The sequence below is a fragment of the Solemya elarraichensis gill symbiont genome, assembly GCF_002021095.1.
Lineage (GTDB): Bacteria > Pseudomonadota > Gammaproteobacteria > Chromatiales > Chromatiaceae.
Map to the genome: position 1 here is coordinate 1 of NZ_MPRK01000015.1, position 15,760 is coordinate 15,760.

The 15,760-nt window shown below is 52.7% G+C and carries 16 protein-coding genes; 14 read left to right on the plus strand and 2 right to left on the minus strand.

Features of this window, described 5'->3' with window-relative positions; all coding sequences use genetic code 11:
• Positions 1–115: 115 nt before the first annotated feature.
• Complete coding sequence (locus BOW51_RS01730; protein ID WP_078476144.1) at positions 116–313, plus strand: hypothetical protein; 198 nt, start codon at positions 116–118, stop codon at positions 311–313.
• A gap of 22 nt (positions 314–335) precedes the next feature.
• Here BOW51_RS01730 and BOW51_RS01735 read toward each other — a convergent pair whose 3' ends face one another.
• Positions 336–704, minus strand: a complete 369-nt coding sequence (locus BOW51_RS01735; protein ID WP_078476145.1) for a thioredoxin family protein — start codon at positions 702–704, stop codon at positions 336–338.
• A 155-nt stretch (positions 705–859) separates the two neighbouring features.
• On the opposite strand from BOW51_RS01735, the gene hemB reads away from it, so the two are divergent.
• The 10 genes from hemB (at position 860) to BOW51_RS01785 (ending at position 13,600) form a co-directional block, all read left to right on the plus strand.
• A complete protein-coding gene (gene hemB, locus BOW51_RS01740) occupies positions 860–1,879 on the plus strand; it encodes a porphobilinogen synthase (protein ID WP_078476146.1) in 1,020 nt (339 codons plus the stop codon).
• 4 nt (positions 1,880–1,883) lie between these two features.
• Complete coding sequence (gene aroE, locus BOW51_RS01745; RefSeq protein ID WP_078476147.1) at positions 1,884–2,696, plus strand: shikimate dehydrogenase; 813 nt, start codon at positions 1,884–1,886, stop codon at positions 2,694–2,696.
• Positions 2,693–3,163 carry a 23S rRNA (pseudouridine(1915)-N(3))-methyltransferase RlmH gene (rlmH, locus tag BOW51_RS01750; RefSeq protein ID WP_078476148.1) on the plus strand — a complete coding sequence of 157 codons (471 nt, stop codon included), beginning with the start codon at positions 2,693–2,695 and terminating at the stop codon, positions 3,161–3,163. The genes aroE and rlmH overlap by 4 nt, the downstream gene beginning before the upstream one ends.
• Positions 3,156–3,746: a Maf family protein gene (locus BOW51_RS01755; protein WP_245828338.1), complete on the plus strand. Its 591-nt coding sequence runs from the start codon at positions 3,156–3,158 to the stop codon at positions 3,744–3,746. The genes rlmH and BOW51_RS01755 overlap by 8 nt, the downstream gene beginning before the upstream one ends.
• Positions 3,747–3,768: 22 nt before the next feature.
• Complete coding sequence (rng, locus tag BOW51_RS01760; protein WP_078476149.1) at positions 3,769–5,229, plus strand: ribonuclease G; 1,461 nt, start codon at positions 3,769–3,771, stop codon at positions 5,227–5,229.
• A 109-nt stretch (positions 5,230–5,338) separates the two neighbouring features.
• Positions 5,339–8,926: a YhdP family phospholipid transporter gene (locus tag BOW51_RS01765; protein WP_078476150.1), complete on the plus strand. Its 3,588-nt coding sequence runs from the start codon at positions 5,339–5,341 to the stop codon at positions 8,924–8,926.
• A 51-nt stretch (positions 8,927–8,977) separates the two neighbouring features.
• Positions 8,978–9,847 (plus strand): carbon-nitrogen hydrolase family protein, encoded by an 870-nt coding sequence (locus tag BOW51_RS01770; RefSeq protein ID WP_245828345.1) that lies wholly within the window; start codon positions 8,978–8,980, stop codon positions 9,845–9,847.
• A gap of 5 nt (positions 9,848–9,852) precedes the next feature.
• The gene (gene tldD, locus BOW51_RS01775) at positions 9,853–11,286 is read left to right on the plus strand and encodes a metalloprotease TldD (RefSeq protein ID WP_078476151.1); all 1,434 of its coding nucleotides are present in this window, start codon (positions 9,853–9,855) and stop codon (positions 11,284–11,286) included.
• Positions 11,283–12,620, plus strand: a complete 1,338-nt coding sequence (gene pmbA, locus BOW51_RS01780; protein WP_078476152.1) for a metalloprotease PmbA — start codon at positions 11,283–11,285, stop codon at positions 12,618–12,620. The genes tldD and pmbA overlap by 4 nt, the downstream gene beginning before the upstream one ends.
• 86 nt (positions 12,621–12,706) lie before the next feature.
• Positions 12,707–13,600, plus strand: a complete 894-nt coding sequence (locus BOW51_RS01785; protein WP_078476153.1) for a LysR family transcriptional regulator — start codon at positions 12,707–12,709, stop codon at positions 13,598–13,600.
• A gap of 69 nt (positions 13,601–13,669) precedes the next feature.
• On the opposite strand, the gene BOW51_RS01790 is transcribed toward BOW51_RS01785, so the two are convergent.
• A complete protein-coding gene (locus BOW51_RS01790) occupies positions 13,670–14,356 on the minus strand; it encodes a YiaD family glycine zipper/OmpA-like lipoprotein (protein ID WP_078476154.1) in 687 nt (228 codons plus the stop codon).
• 220 nt (positions 14,357–14,576) lie between these two features.
• Between BOW51_RS01790 and BOW51_RS11550 the strand changes: the two genes are divergently transcribed.
• Genes BOW51_RS11550 through BOW51_RS01800 form a run of 3 tightly spaced genes read left to right on the plus strand, consistent with a single transcriptional unit; the run spans position 14,577 to position 15,611 of the window.
• Positions 14,577–14,726 carry a hypothetical protein gene (locus BOW51_RS11550; protein ID WP_245828347.1) on the plus strand — a complete coding sequence of 50 codons (150 nt, stop codon included), beginning with the start codon at positions 14,577–14,579 and terminating at the stop codon, positions 14,724–14,726.
• A gap of 6 nt (positions 14,727–14,732) precedes the next feature.
• Entirely contained in the window at positions 14,733–15,014 is a 282-nt protein-coding gene (locus tag BOW51_RS11555; RefSeq protein WP_281252853.1) for a phosphate-starvation-inducible PsiE family protein, read from the plus strand.
• Positions 15,015–15,059: 45 nt separating this feature from the next.
• On the plus strand, positions 15,060–15,611 hold the full coding sequence (locus tag BOW51_RS01800) for a GNAT family N-acetyltransferase (RefSeq protein ID WP_135567996.1): 552 nt from the start codon (positions 15,060–15,062) through the stop codon (positions 15,609–15,611).
• The last annotated feature ends 149 nt before the right edge of the window (positions 15,612–15,760 follow it).

The window sequence follows — 15,760 nt, forward strand, 5'->3', positions numbered from 1 at the left end:
GGGCATGCTTATCAACGGGGAACTGGTAACTGATATTGGTAACGGATTTATCATGGATGACTACTGTTTACAGAAACAGCTTGGCAACTAAGGGCCTGGCAGATAGTCTTCGCGTATGAAAAAATACAAGCTACTGATTATTCCATTTTTTGCCGCACAACTCGGCGGCTGCTTCGTCGGCGAGACTGCTGCCTTCGTGGTCAAGGCCCCGTTTGAAGTGGCTGATGCCGTGATTCCCGGCACTGCCGGCGATGCTGTTGAATCAACCGGCGAAACCGCAGCCTGGGTAACTGACGCCATCATCCCTTTCTGATGACAGCCCTTCTGAACAGGGCTTAGCTGGACAGCAACGCCTCCGACAGGTGCTCATCAATCCACTCTGTTATCCAGTGCATCGGTTTTGCACTTGAGAAACGCACGACCTCTTCACCCTGCCAGAATGCAATTACGGTCGGAACACCACGTACCAGGTATTTGCCGGCGAGGCGCATGTTCTCACCCTCGTCCACTTCCAGCTTGGCAAGCTGCACAGCACCGTCATGCTCCTCGATCGCTCGATAGAGATGCGGCGCAAGCGCATGACAGGGTCCGCACCAGTCAGCCCAGAAATCAACCAGCACGGGTTTTGCTGCAGAGGCATCGAGAACACGCGCCTGGAAGTCATACTCGTTGACGTCGAATATCGCCTTACTATCTGTTTTCATCTGTTCAGGTAAAAAATAGAAAGGCGTAGGGTGCAAGGTGCAAGGTGCAAGGTGCAAGGTGCAAGGTGCAAGGTGCAAGAGCATGACTGACAAGCACATACAACAACAGTTACAATGTTAGGGTTGAATAATAATCTTTCCCAGGGCTTGATGATATGAGCTGGCAACAGGTATCCCGCCAATTTCCTGCAACGCGCATGCGACGCATGCGTCGTGATGGCTTTTCTCGCCGTCTGATGCGGGAAACAACATTAACTCCTGATGACCTCATCTACCCGGTTTTTGTGCTTGAAGGCAGTAACCAGCGCGAAGCTGTTGCTTCCATGCCAGGTGTTGACCGTCTCAGCATCGACCTGCTGCTGGAAGAGGCAAAATTGCTGCACTCACTCGGTGTACCTGCAATGGCACTTTTTCCCGTTACTCCTGCTGAGGCCAAATCTGAAGATGCACGTGAGGCCTTTAATCCGGATGGACTGGCACAACGCGCTGTCAAGGAACTGAAGAACGCCCTGCCTGACATGGGCATTATCACTGATGTTGCACTCGATCCCTTCACCACCCATGGACAGGACGGGCTGATTGACGACTCTGGCTACGTGATGAATGACGAGACTGTCGAGGTGCTGGTCAAACAGGCACTGTCACACGCCGCTGCAGGTGCAGACGTGGTCGCACCTTCTGACATGATGGACGGACGCATCGGCTCAGTACGCGAGGCGCTGGAATCAGAAGGGCATATCCACACACGCATTCTTGCCTACTCCGCCAAGTATGCTTCCAGCTACTACGGCCCGTTTCGCGACGCTGTCGGCTCCGCTGCCAATCTCGGTGCCGGCAACAAGTACACCTACCAGCAGGACCCGGCCAACAGTGACGAAGCAGTGCACGAGGTGGCACTCGATATCGAGGAGGGTGCTGACATGGTGATGATCAAGCCGGGCATGCCCTATCTCGACATCGTCCGTCGCGTCAAAGAGAGTTTCGCGGCACCAACTTTTGTCTACCAGGTCAGTGGCGAATACGCCATGCACATGGCAGCAGCACAAAACGGTTGGCTCGACGGGGATGCAGTGATGATGGAGTCACTCACCTGTATCAAGCGCGCCGGTGCCGATGGCATTCTGACCTATTTCGCACGCCGGGCAGCCGAGCTGCTGGCAGAACAGGCAGGATAACAGTATGTTCTGCAAATATGCCGTGATCGGCAATCCCATCGAACACAGCAAGTCGCCTGAAATTCATGCCGCCTTCGCGGAGCAAACCGGCGAAGAGGTACTCTATACCCGCATCCTCGGTGACATGGAGGATTTTAACGGCGACGTACACGATTTTCTGAACGATGGCGGCTGTGGACTCAATGTCACTGTGCCTTTCAAGGAACGTGCCTTTCAGATGGTTGATGACCTCAGCGAGCGCGCTGAACTCGCCGGATCGGTGAATACATTGATTGTTGCTACAGGCGGTGAACTGCGTGGCGATAACACCGATGGTGTCGGCCTGATCACAGACCTGGCTAAGAATCACGGTTTCGAATTTACAGGCAAACGTATCCTCGTTGTTGGAGCCGGCGGCGCCACACGCGGCATCATCGCGCCACTGCTCTACAAGAATCCGGTTTCAGTCACCATCGTCAATCGCACTGTCTCCCGCGCCGAGGAACTTGCCGTCCGTTTTGTCAATTATGGTCCCGTCGCCGCGTGCGGCTTCGATCAACTCGGCGGCAAGTTTGATCTCATTATCAATGCCACCTCTGCCAGTATCCAGGGAGAGGTGCCTCCACTTCCGGACGGATTGCTGAATGATGAGGGCTGGACATACGACATGATGTACAGCAACGAGCCAACTGCTTTCGTCAAATGGGGCCGCGCACAAGGTGCAGCTATTGCTCTTGATGGCCTCGGCATGCTGGTAGAACAGGCGGCCGAATCCTTCTGGTTGTGGCGTGACGTACGCCCTGACACCGCTCCCGTGATTGCCATGCTGCGCGCATGAATATCCACCTGATTGCTGTTGGTACACGCATGCCCGCATGGGTAACGCAAGGCTACGAGGAGTACAGCAAGCGCATGCCGCGTGAATGCAACCTGAAGCTCGTTGAAATCGCCCCCGGACATCGCGGTAAAAATGCGAGTATCGAGAAAGCGATTGAAGATGAGGGCAAGCGTATGCTTGCAGCCATTCCCAAGGGCGCGAACGTGATTGCTCTGGATGAAAAGGGTAAGTCCTGGTCAACCCTGCAGCTCTCCAAACAACTTGAAGGCTGGCTGCAGCAGGGGAGTGATACTGCCCTGTTGGTTGGCGGGCCTGATGGCCTGTCGCCATCCTGCCGCGCAAGCGCACGTGCCCGCTGGTCTCTCTCCGCCCTGACGCTACCGCATCCACTTGTCCGGGTATTGCTCGCCGAACAGCTCTACAGGGCCCTGTCGGTTCTGAACGGTCACCCCTATCATCGTGAGTGAGGCACACCTGTCTACGCAACGCATCATCCTTGCATCAGCATCGCCTCGACGCCTTGAACTGCTCCGGCAAATTGGCATCAGCCCCGATGTGCATCCTGCACATATTGACGAGACGCCCTTTGATGATGAGGCGGCAGCTGACTACGTCATACGTATGGCAAGAGAGAAAGCCGCAGCTGTCGCTTCCTGCTATACAGCGAATGAGATGATTATTTCGGCAGATACCAGCGTCATCCTAGATAACAGGATTTTGGGCAAACCGCGTGATGCTGAAGATTTCATCTCCATGTTCATACAGCTTTCAGGATGCATGCATGAAGTCCTCTCTGCCGTCTCACTGGCGACCGACGGCCGGCACGGCGAAATGCTAAGCAGCAGCCGTGTCTGGTTTCGTGATATTTCAGAAGCAGAGATCCTGGCCTACTGGGAGACCAATGAACCAACCGACAAGGCCGGCGGATATGGCATACAAGGCAAGGGAGCGCTATTTATTGAGAAGATTGAAGGGAGTTATTCTGGCATTATGGGGTTACCCCTGTATGAAACCGGGCAGCTGTTACAGCGAGCCGGATATAAACTATAAATAAAAGGAAAGGGTAAAACTGATGAGCGAAGAGATCCTGGTCAATGTCACTCCCCCGGAGACACGTGTTGCGGTGGTTGAGAATGGCGTGGTCCAGGAGATCATCATCGAACGCACCAAGAAACGCGGCATTGTCGGAAATATCTACAAGGGCAAGGTGTGCCGGGTATTGCCTGGCATGCAGGCTGCCTTCGTCGATATCGGCCTCGCACGGGCAGCATTCCTGCACGCTTCGGATATTTCCGGCACATCGGTCAACGATGAAAGGACACCCAATATTACCGAGTTAGTACGCGACGGCGAACCCGTTCTGGTCCAGGTCGTCAAGGACCCGCTCGGCACCAAGGGCGCACGCCTGACCACCAACCTTTCGATTCCCTCGCGTTTCCTGGTTTTTCTGCCGAACGCCACGGGTACTGTCGGTATTTCGCAGAAGATCGAAGACGGCGAGGTACGTAAACGCCTGCGAGACCTAATCGAAAAATTTGCAGTACAACACAATATCCAGGGTGGCTTTATCGCCCGCACCGCTGCCGAGAGCGCAGAAGATATGGCACTAGGTGCCGATATGCTGTTCCTTTCGCGCCTGTGGGAATCGATCGAAGAGCGCATGAAACAAGCGCAGCCCAGTGAACTGATCCACGAGGATTTGCCGCTGTCACGGCGCTCTCTGCGTGACATGGTTGATACCGATGTAGAGAAAATCCGCATCGATTCAAAAGCAACTTTCGAGCGTGCGGTCGAATTCTCTGACAAGTTCATCCCCGAGATCACTGACCGTATCGAGTACTACCCTGGTGAACGCCCCATTTTTGACCTCTATGGCATAGAAGACGAGATTCAGAAAGCGCTCGAACGCAAGGTCGACCTCAAATCAGGTGGGCACCTGATCATAGATCAGACCGAGGCGATGACCACGATCGATGTCAACACCGGCGCATTCGTCGGACATCGCACCCTCGAGGAGACCATTTTCAAGACCAACCTCGAAGCCGCCCAGGCGATCAGCCGTCAGTTGCGACTACGCAATCTCGGCGGCATCATCATTATCGATTTTATTGACATGACCGTTGATGAGCACAAGCGTCAGGTGCTGCGTGCGCTTGATAAGTCGCTGGCGCGGGATCACACCAAAACCCAAATCACCGAGGTATCGGCTCTCGGCCTGGTTGAAATGACGCGCAAACGCACCCGGGAATCCCTCGAACACGTTCTGTGTGAGTCCTGTCCGGTATGCAACGGACGCCGGACGCTAAAGACGCCAGAAACGACATGTTACGAGGTTTTCAGGGAAATTTTAAGAGAATCGCGACAATTCGACGTCGAATCCCTACTGGTTCTTGCATCTCAGGAAGTCATCGACCTGTTACTCGACGAGGAGTCGGCCAACCTTGCCGAACTCGAACAGTTCATCGAAAAAACCATCCGCCTGCAAGCCGAACAACTCTACACTCAGGAACAATTTGACGTTGTGCTGCTCTAAGAGGTATCTGAACAATAATCAAGCCCCGGCAAATGGTATGACAACGGGGCGTAAACAAGGGATTGACCAGAGTCACTCTCCACTATTCATGGCCTGCGATTTCAGCTGAATGCGTTATCTCGTTAATCCTTTTGTCTTCCTGCTGGTGCTTTTTGCTCTACTGATCAGCGCAGCACGCATCCTTGTGCCTCTATATATTGAGGATAACCAGGCCGCAATTCTGACATCGTTGAGCGAACAGAGTGGCTATCGCATATCTGCTGACAGCATTACCACCCACTGGGCAGGCACTGGCCCCATAGTCAGGCTGCATCAGTTCACCGTTCTGGATAAAAGTGGTACCGCTATAGTCCTTCAGGCAGATTCTATCCAGTTCCACCTCAGTATCATCAATCTTCTCGAGCATCAGAATATTGTTCCCAAGTCTGCCATTATTGATGGCATGTCTCTCTCACTGGTGCGCGATTCCAGCGGAGCCTTCAGCGTCTATGGTGTGGAGAGACCGGTCGATGATACACCGCCCGATTATGCAGAAATCAGTCGACTCCTGTTTCAGCCAGAGTCCCTGGCACTAAACAATGCGCGCATTGTCTTTATCGATCTGTTCAAGTCCAACCGTATCACCCGGTTTGAACCGGCATCTCTTACTCTGATTAACAACGGGAACAGGCACCAGCTACAGGCAACGCTAGGTTTCGACAAGAAGGACCGCGGCGAAATGACGCTGTCGGCTGAATTCACAACACCCGATAAGTCACTGCAGGAGTGGGAAGGCAGAATCCATCTCATCACATCTCAACTTGATCTCGCATGGCTGGTCGGCGACAAGATTCCCGGCCATTACGGTATCGAGAATGGCAGTAGCAGCTTTGAGTTATGGAGCGACTGGAAAGCGGGACAAATGACCAGGTTACAGGGGCGCTTCTCGGCAAACCAGGTTGCATTTATTTCGCCCGATCACGACGCACCCAAACTCAGCGTTGACTGGGCCAGTGGTAATTTCTGCTGGCATCATGAAGAGCATGGATGGCGCATTGACCTTGCCAATATGAAGATCTCGAGCAATGGCTCGCAATGGCCAACAAACCAGCTTAGCTTTGCATTACGCGAGGAGAACGAAAATGCTCCCTATACCCTGTTCCTGGGTGCCGATACCTTCGATATTGAACACCTGATCAAAACCCTGAAATTCCGCACAATAGATTCCAGGGTACTAGAGCACCTGTTTGCAACTTTTCCGCAAGGGCATGCATCCGATATCATGCTGGGCATTCGAATGGAACGCCCGCTGGAGTGGCAATTCAGTGCAAAACTGGAGCGCCTCGGCCTCCTCGCCGTCAACAAAATTCCCGGCTTCAGCAATATCAGCGGTCAAATTGAAGCCGGTCATAATGGCGGGCGCCTGACGCTTGATACGAGCGAGGCGAGCATTGAGTTCGAAGACCTTTTCCGCAAGCCTATTGCTATCGGCAGTCTCAACGGAGAAATCCAGTGGTTTCCGCGCGACGGTGGCATGCTGATCGCCTCTAACCGGGTCATGCTCAACAATGATGACCTGGATACAGAACACGCCTTCCGCCTGATAACCCGCGAGGAAAAATCCCCGCTGCTTGATTACATGGGGAAAGTCTTACGCGCTGAAGTTCACTCCGCACCCGCCTACTACCCGGTTGGCATCATGAAGCCCAACCTTGTATCCTGGCTGGAGAAGAGCCTGCAGAGCGGTGAACTGAGCAATGGAACGGCGCGCATCAAAGGCCCCCTGAATCATTTCCCCACCAAGCTGGCAAAAGAGGATATTTTCGACTTCCAGTTTGACGTGGACGGTGTGAGGCTTGATTACCGCGAGGAGTGGCCTTCCATAGAAGAGCTGCAGGCGAATGTCCATTTTCATCGCAATAGCATGACGATCAATGCGTCGGCAGGAAAAATATACGACAGCCAGGTCTCCCAGACCACGGCCACTATAGAGAGCCTTAAGCCTCTCACGCCTCTACAGATTAGCGGACGTATCGAGGGCTCTATCCAGGATCCGCTGAGATTGCTGCGAGAAAGCCCGTTGAGTCAACGTTTCGGCAAATTTGCCGACGCCATTAAAGCCGAGGGTGAATCGCTGCTGGCTATCGATCTCTCAATTCCGCTGAAGAAGTCGCACCCGAAAACAGAATTCGAAGGCAGTCTCGCACTCAACGGGAACCGGCTACAGTTCAATCACTCCGACATTTCAATTGATGAGATCAGTGGCGTACTGCATATGACGCAAGATGGCCTTCTCGCTGAAGATATCAAGGCAACTGCACTTGGCGCTGAGCTCCTGGCTGATATCTCACCCGCAAAAAAAGGTGGCATAGAGATTCAGTCCATAACCTTGATAAACGTAGAAACACTCAAGCAGCATTTGCCTGCGCTTAAATCAGTACCGCTCAATGGTGAATCGGAATGGGATGTGAAGGTGCTGATCCCTTCGCTTGAGTCGAAAGGCCGTGTCAGGCTGAATGCAACCAGCCAGCTTGTTGGCACAGGAGTCGAGTTGCCCTTTAATCTGTACAAGTCGCCACAGCAAAAGAGGCGTACTTCGGTTTCCCTGCCACTTGACCAAGGCGAGCCGCCCGTTGATATCCAATACGGAGATAACGAGATCAACATTGTTTCAGGCGGACACGGCGGAACACTCTTTTCACCTGAAATTGGCGGCGCCTTTACTTTCCCCGTCAACAACAAGACCCCGTTTATTGCTGAGTTCGCCTATCTCAAATTGCACTTTGAAACCAGTGACGTGGGTAAATCAACAACACGAAAAAGCTCTCTTGACCCTCGCACCGCTCCTCTGCTGCTGCTCTCAAGTGAATCACTCGAGATCAATGACATTCCATATGGATCACTGCAGCTGGCGACAAAACGGATTAAAAACGGCATGCAACTCTCCGCCCTGGAGATTGCCAATGAGAACCTCCATATCAGTAGCAACGGCAACTGGACGAAGAGCGGTAGAAAAGAGGAGGCCCGTATCGAGGCCAGCATCACTGCTGATGACCTCGGCAAGGCACTGAAAGGTCTCGGGATCACGGCACAGATTGAGCAGTCTCCCGGCACCTTCACTGTCAATCTCAACTGGCCTGGTGCACCGGCCAACTTCGCTTTCGAGCGCCTTGAAGGAAATATCAAGGTGAAATCAGGCAAAGGCCGTCTGAGTGATGCAAAACCCGGATTCGGGCGCTTTATCGGCCTCGTCAATCTGCGTGCCCTGCAACGTCGCCTCTCTCTCGATTTCAGTGACTTTACCAAGGAGGGATTCGGTTTCGATAAAATTTCCGGCAAGGCGGTACTTGCCAGCGGGATTGCCACCACCGAGAATTTAAAAATCTCGGCGCCGGCCGGAGATATTATCATCAAGGGTCAAACCAACCTGAAAACGCGTGAATTAGACCAGGAAATTACCGTCAAGCCCAAGCTGCACGGCGCACTGCCCCTCGCCGGAACGCTCGCCGGGGGTCCGGTTGTCGGTGCCGCCCTGTTACTCGCCGGCGCAATCGCCGGAGATAAAATTGACCGTATCGCAGAAACAAAATACCTGGTAACAGGGTCATGGGATGACCCCCTCATTGAGCGCATCGGCAAGCAACAAGATAGTGATGAGAAGAAACCGGGGCAGAAAGAGGAGAAAACCGATTCGCACGGCCTGCCGCTCACAGATTGAGCATCACACGCTGAAGCCCCAGCCCGGCATGTTATCTCCTGCCTTTGTGGTATGCTTCGTAGTCCGGATTTTCTGAAACAGGCACCTATGTCCGAGAACGTCAAAGTCTCCGCCATCCAGATGGCAAGCGGTACCAATATCGATGCCAACCTGCTCGAGGCAAAGCGCCTTATCAAGCAGGCGGCCGATGATGGCAGCAAGCTCGTCGTTCTACCGGAAAACTTCTCCTTCATGGGTCAAAGATGCGTTGAAATGGTCTCCGTCGCAGAGCACTTTGGTGACGGAAAAGTGCAGTCATTTCTGAGCCGACAGGCAAATGACAATGACATCTGGATCGTCGGCGGTACAGTCCCGCTGGTCTCATCCGACGACTCACGCGTACGCTCCTCCTGCCTGATCTACAATAGTGAGGGGGAACTCGCCGGGCGCTATGACAAGATGCATCTCTTTGATGTTCAACTCGTCGATGCTAACGAGCAATACTCTGAATCACTTGCAATCGAGCCTGGCGATTCCAGCCTGGTAATCGATACCCCGTGTGGTCCTCTCGGTGTTGCCATTTGCTACGATTTGCGTTTTCCAGAAATGTTTCGAGATCTAATCGACAAGGGAGCACGCATCATCGCTGTTCCCGCTGCTTTCACTGAAGTGACCGGCAAGGCGCACTGGGATATCCTCGTCAGAGCAAGAGCGATCGAAAACCTCTGTTTCGTAATTGCCAGTGCACAAGGTAGCTTCCATGTCAGCGGGCGTGAAACCCACGGCCACAGCATGCTGGTGGACCCCTGGGGCACAGTACTTACCGAACTCGGTAAAGGCACGGGGGTCGCTTCAGCCACTGTTGATCTCGATTTTCTCGAATCAACACGCCAAAACTTTCCAAGCCTTAATCACAGACGCCTCACCTGCAAAACGAGCTAAACAGTATGACGACCTCCTATGAACTTGCCAGCCGGCAACTGCTGGCCCCTGTATCAATTGGTGAACAGGAGATAGACCGCCTCCTTGGTGAGCTCTGTGCACACCAACTCGATTATGCAGACATCTATTTTCAGGCCAGCCGTCTCGAGGCATGGACACTGGAAGACGGTATCGTCAAGGAAGGCAGTTACAATATCGAGCAGGGTGCAGGCATCCGCGCAAACAGTGGTGAGAAAACAGGGTTCGCCTATACTGATGATCTCGATTTTGCCAGCCTCCTCTCAGCCGCGAAAACATCCCGGGCCATTGCAGCCAGTGGAAGCTCTGTCACTGTGCCGGTTTCGCTAAGACACCAGCCAGCGCTGTACCAGCCAGTCAATCCGCTCGACACAATTTCACGCGAAGACAAGATACAGCTGCTGCACGAAGTTGAAGAACATGCACGTGCACAGGACCCGCGAATCCAGCAGGTAATCGTCAGTCTTGTAGCGGCCCATGACAGTGTCGTCGTTGCCGCAACCGATGGAACTCTTGCCGGCGATATTCGCCCACTTGTGCGCATGAACGTACACGTGATTGCCGAGCAGCAAGGGCGCCGTGAACAGGGCAGTGCTGGCGCGGGCGGACGCACTACACTGGAGTTTTTCATTACCGGTCGAGGTCTGAATCTCGCCGAGGAAGCAAGCAGGCAAGCCCTGGTCAATCTCGAGGCTGTCGATGCCCCTGCCGGTCTGATGCCGGTGGTACTGGGTTCAGGCTGGCCGGGCGTTCTGCTGCATGAAGCTGTTGGTCATGGGCTTGAAGGCGATTTCAATCGCAAGGGTACGTCTGTATTTTCCGGCCGAGTTGGCGAACAGGTTGCTTCACCTCTATGTACCGTTGTCGATGACGGTACGCTTGAACAACGCAGGGGATCGCTCAACATGGATGATGAAGGCACGCAAACCCAGCAGACGGTATTGATCGAGAAGGGTATTCTCAAGGGTTATATGCAGGACAAGCTCAATGCGCGCCTGTCCGGATGTCAATCGACAGGTAATGGCCGGCGTGAATCCTATGCCCATCTGCCAATGCCGCGTATGACCAACACTTACATGCTGGCCGGTGAACAGGAGCCAGATGAAATTATAGCCAGTGTTGACAAGGGGCTCTACGCAGTCAACTTTGGTGGCGGCCAGGTCGACATCACCTCGGGCAAGTTCGTCTTCTCCGCCAGCGAGGCTTACCTTATCGAAAACGGAAAAATCACGGTCCCGGTCAAGGGTGCAACTTTGATCGGGAATGGGCCTGATGTACTAACCATGGTCAGCATGGTCGGCAACGACCTGGCACTTGATGCCGGCGTCGGTGTGTGCGGCAAGGATGGGCAGAGTGTTCCCGTCGGTATCGGACAGCCGACCCTTAAAATCGATGAGCTGACTGTTGGAGGTACCGCATGAGTTTTGATGCGAATGCAAAACAGGCGCAGCTGCAGAGCCTGGTCGACACAGTTCTCAAACATGCACGCGAGAAGGGTGCTTCAGCGGCAGAAGTTGCAGCCAACAGCTCTCACGGCATAACCGCCACAGTGCGCCTTGGTGAAGTCGAGACAATTGAAAACACCTCGGACAACGGGCTTGGGATCACCGTTTACTATGGCCAGCGCAAAGGCTCAGCCAGCACTTCCGATCTCTCTGACGGAGCAATAGATGAGGCACTGACGGCAGCATGCGATATTGCAAAATATGCTGCCGAGGACCCTTGTGCCGGCTTGCCTGATGAGAACCTCCTTGCGAAAGAGTGGCCAGACCTGGATCTTTACCACCCGTGGCAGATTCCGGTAGAAGAGACAATATCGATCGCAACTGCCTGCGAAGCTGCGGCACGTTCTTACGATCCACGCATTTCAAATTCCGACGGTGCCACCGTCAACCAGGATGAAGGCGTCGGTGTATATGGCAATTCACTCGGGTTCAATGCCGGATATCCGAGCAGTCGCCATACGATCAGCTGCAGCGTGCTTGCAAGTGAGAATGATGAAATGCAACGCGACTACTGGTACAGCACGGCTCGTGACTCAAGAGATCTTGAGTCTGTCGAATCGATCGGGCGTCGTGCTGCAGAACGTACCATCTCACGGCTTGGTGCACGTAAATTATCCACACGCTCCGCACCGATACTATTCAAGCCAGAGGTCGCGGCCGGTCTGTTGCGCAACTTTATCGGTGCCATTTCCGGTGGCAGTCTTTACCGCAAATCGAGTTTTCTGCTCGACTCACTCGGCCAACAGGTGTTTCCGGAATGGGTCAGCGTTCACGAAGACCCGCTCAAACCCGGGGGGCTGGCAAGCGCACCTTTCGATTCCGAAGGGGTAGCGACATCGGCTAGAGATATAGTCGCTGACGGTGTAATCCAGGGCTATGTTTTAAGCAGCTATTCAGCCCGTCGCCTTGGCATGGAGACCACCGGTAACGCAGGCGGCGTCAGAAACCTGACAATTACTCCAAATACTGAGTCCTTCGAAGAGATGCTAGCGGCGCTGGACACCGGTCTTATTGTGACCGAAATGATGGGGCAGGGCCTCAACATGGTTACCGGTGACTATTCACGTGGTGCAGCCGGCTTCTGGGTCGAGAAGGGTGAAATTCTCTACCCGGTGGAGGAGATCACCATCGCAGGCAACCTGGGGCAGATGCTCAAGGATCTGCTTGCTGTCGGTAATGATGCAGACTATCCGGGCAGTATCCAAACCGGCTCCTGGCTGATCAGGGCGATGATGATAGCCGGTGAGTAAGCGCATAAATTGCCTATTCGTTTGGTTATAACAAGGATAATTTTTTTGTTATACTAAGGCGAACACTTCATCGCGGGCTTATTCACATGCATGTCACACTCAGACAACTCCACGTCTTTCAGGCCGTTGCACGACACCTGAGTTTCACACGCGCTGCTGAAGAGCTGCACCTGTCCCAACCGGCAGTCTCCATGCAAGTACGCCAGCTCGAAGAGAGTGTCGGCTTGCCACTATTTGAAAAAACCGGGCGTCAGATATCCCTCACCGAGGCCGGGCACGAACTCAATCACTACAGCCAGAACATCTGCCGCGAGCTCGATGAGGCGGCCGAGGTGATGGAATCAATGAAGGGTGTCAACAGCGGGCACCTTAAAATTGCCGTTGCGAGTACGATTAACTACTTCGCACCGCGCCTGCTCGCAGCATTCAGTAAAATCTATCCCGGCATCGAGCTATCACTACTGGTCACAAACCGTGAAAGCCTGGTGCAACTTCTCAAGGAGAATGAGGAAGACCTGGTTCTGATGGGCCAGCCACCGGAAGAGATGGACCTCGAATGGGAGCCCTTCATGGAAAACCCTTTGGTCGTCATCGCGGCGCCCGATCACCCACTGGCAGGAAAAAAGAATATCTCCATGCAGGAACTTGCCGATGAGACCTTTGTGATTCGTGAAACCGGTTCAGGTACGCGCATCGCTATCGAGCGCCTGTTCGATTCAGCCGGACTGAAGCTTAAAAAGGGCATGCAGATGACGCGCAACGAGGCAATCAAGCAGGCGGTTCGCGCTGCCATGGGTGTCTCAATCGTCTCCGCCCATACGATTGAGCTGGAACTTGAAACCAGCCGTCTCGCTGTTCTTGATGTCGATGGTTTCCCGCTGATTCGACACTGGCACCTGGTTCACCGCAAGGGCAAACGCCTGTCACCGGCCGCAAGGGCATTCCGCGATTTCGTGATGGAGAATGCGACTTCTATCTAGCTGTAATAAAGCCCGGCATTGGCCGCGCACGCATTACGCGGCCAACAATTGAAGAGCCTGGGCTCGGACTCAGTAAGGACTCTGGCTGGCGCGGCTCTCATTTCCGGCAACCACGGCATTGATAAACAGTTCAACCCTGCGATTTAGCTTACGCCCCTGGTGGGTCGAATTTGAAACGCGCGGTTGCGACTCACCACGCCCCTCAGCATAGAGCCTGTTCCTGGAAACACCACCGCCAGACAGATAACCACTAACACTTGATGCACGCCGCTCGGAGAGATCCTGGTTATAACTGTCGCTGCCGGAACTGTCAGTATGGCCGATAACATAAACAACCGTTTTGTTGTAACGACCCATTACCGAGGCTACACGATTGAGAGCCGGTTTCATGGTGCTTTTCAGGCTCGCACTATCCAGACTAAATGATGCCTCACTGCTGAGGCTTACCTTGATAGTATCCATATCAATGCGTTCAACCGTTGCATAGTCAGCCGCCAGTTCACTCTCGAGTGCGCGTCTTAATTCACGCGCCTGTTCATCCATGTAATGGCCAACTGCACCACCTGCAAGAGCACCGATTACAGCACCGGCAAAACGATTCCTTCCGCCCCCGCCACCAACATTATTGCCAATGATTGCACCAGTCACTGCACCGATGCCCGCACCAATTTTTGCACGCTTGTTTGGGTCATTTTCCATACAGCCTATCACCAGCATGCTACTCGCAATGGCAACCGCCATGATTCGTTTTTTCATCTCTACTCCTCCACTATGAAATTGGAATACACCACTCGTATAACACTATCAGTTTAGACAATGGCACAGGCTTTTGTACTGCAATAAATTCAAGAAAGATTTACTGCGCTTATACTGTGCACCTGGTGGCAATAACTGCAATCAATCGAAATATATGCGATGCTCCCAGACAAGAAAGATATTAAAAACTCCAAGAAACCGACATACGTAGTAAATATTCATGAACAAAGATACTGAGAAAGTACAAAGAATCGGAAACATCCTTGTAGATGGATTCCATTACCTTGCGTTGTTTGTTATCGGCGCAACAATCGTATGGTCTGCTGCTTACGAATATCTGCAGATGATGGGCAAAGGCTACGCAGCATGAAAAGATATTCTTTTACTTTTTATCTATCTTGAACTGGGTGCAATGATCGGGATTTATTTCAAAACACACAGGCTGCCCGTGCAGTTCCTGATATTCATTGCCATTACCGCCCTTTCGAGGCATCTGGTGATTGACGTGCAGCACGTATCAGACAGCTTTCATCTCTATCTACTGCTCAGCATCTCGGCATCGATCTTTCTGCTCAGTGGTGCACTCTTTGTTCTATCACTAACCGCAAGTAAATATGGCCGTCCGGAAGATGATCCCACTCGTGATGAGAAAAGCTGAGAACAAACCACATTCGGACGCGAATGATGCAAAGGTTTCGGTGCAGTGAATCAACCGGGATCGTCCATCAAATTACGTATGAAGAATGGCAACGCTTACCACATTCAGCTATGCGTAGAACCTGAAACCAATCACACGCCCGAGTTTTTAAGGGCACAGTTAGAAAACGGTATGGCTGGTTTATCTAGCCAATCACGCTGGCAACGCTTCGCATCACCAATCAATACATTGTCTAAAGAGCAACTCGACTACTTGTCAAACATTGATGGAATAAATCACATGGCCTGGTGTGCATCCTTACTACAAGAGGGAAAAGAGAGAGGCATCGCCATTGCTCGTTATGTGAAACTGCCTGATGAATTTGGTGTTGCCGAGTTTGCGATAACAGTGATGGATGCGTATCAAGGTCAGGGCATTGGTTATGAACTGATCAAAAAGCTGGTTGAATCAGCCAGCGCGAATAGATTGAATACATTGCGAGGACACGTTGCTCCAGGTAATAGGCGCATGCTCAATTTATGTAAACAGTGTGGTGCTTCTATACAAACAGAAGGGCACTCCTCGGTCGTCGTTGAAATAGATATAAAAAACGGGTAGCATGCGACGACACCGTCAGTAATTATTATTTCATGGATAGTACGGGCAACAGAGCCTGTAGATAATTCTGTGTAACTGCCCTGTTCAAATATGGTCAATGAGTCGATCTTCAAACTCGATCATAAAACGATTTAACGCTGCTTTCCAGT

Excerpts from the sequence above, each read along its gene's own strand:
- BOW51_RS01730 (WP_078476144.1), top strand. The coding sequence starts at position 116 with ATGAAAAAATACAAGCTACTGATTATTCCATTTTTTGCCGCACAACTC.
- BOW51_RS01735 (WP_078476145.1), bottom strand. The coding sequence starts at position 704 with ATGAAAACAGATAGTAAGGCGATATTCGACGTCAACGAGTATGACTTC.
- hemB (WP_078476146.1), top strand. The coding sequence starts at position 860 with ATGAGCTGGCAACAGGTATCCCGCCAATTTCCTGCAACGCGCATGCGA.
- aroE (WP_078476147.1), top strand. The coding sequence starts at position 1,884 with ATGTTCTGCAAATATGCCGTGATCGGCAATCCCATCGAACACAGCAAG.
- rlmH (WP_078476148.1), top strand. The coding sequence starts at position 2,693 with ATGAATATCCACCTGATTGCTGTTGGTACACGCATGCCCGCATGGGTA.
- rng (WP_078476149.1), top strand. The coding sequence starts at position 3,769 with ATGAGCGAAGAGATCCTGGTCAATGTCACTCCCCCGGAGACACGTGTT.
- BOW51_RS01765 (WP_078476150.1), top strand. The coding sequence starts at position 5,339 with ATGCGTTATCTCGTTAATCCTTTTGTCTTCCTGCTGGTGCTTTTTGCT.
- BOW51_RS01770 (WP_245828345.1), top strand. The coding sequence starts at position 8,978 with ATGCTTCGTAGTCCGGATTTTCTGAAACAGGCACCTATGTCCGAGAAC.
- tldD (WP_078476151.1), top strand. The coding sequence starts at position 9,853 with ATGACGACCTCCTATGAACTTGCCAGCCGGCAACTGCTGGCCCCTGTA.
- pmbA (WP_078476152.1), top strand. The coding sequence starts at position 11,283 with ATGAGTTTTGATGCGAATGCAAAACAGGCGCAGCTGCAGAGCCTGGTC.
- BOW51_RS01785 (WP_078476153.1), top strand. The coding sequence starts at position 12,707 with ATGCATGTCACACTCAGACAACTCCACGTCTTTCAGGCCGTTGCACGA.
- BOW51_RS01790 (WP_078476154.1), bottom strand. The coding sequence starts at position 14,356 with ATGAAAAAACGAATCATGGCGGTTGCCATTGCGAGTAGCATGCTGGTG.
- BOW51_RS11550 (WP_245828347.1), top strand. The coding sequence starts at position 14,577 with ATGAACAAAGATACTGAGAAAGTACAAAGAATCGGAAACATCCTTGTA.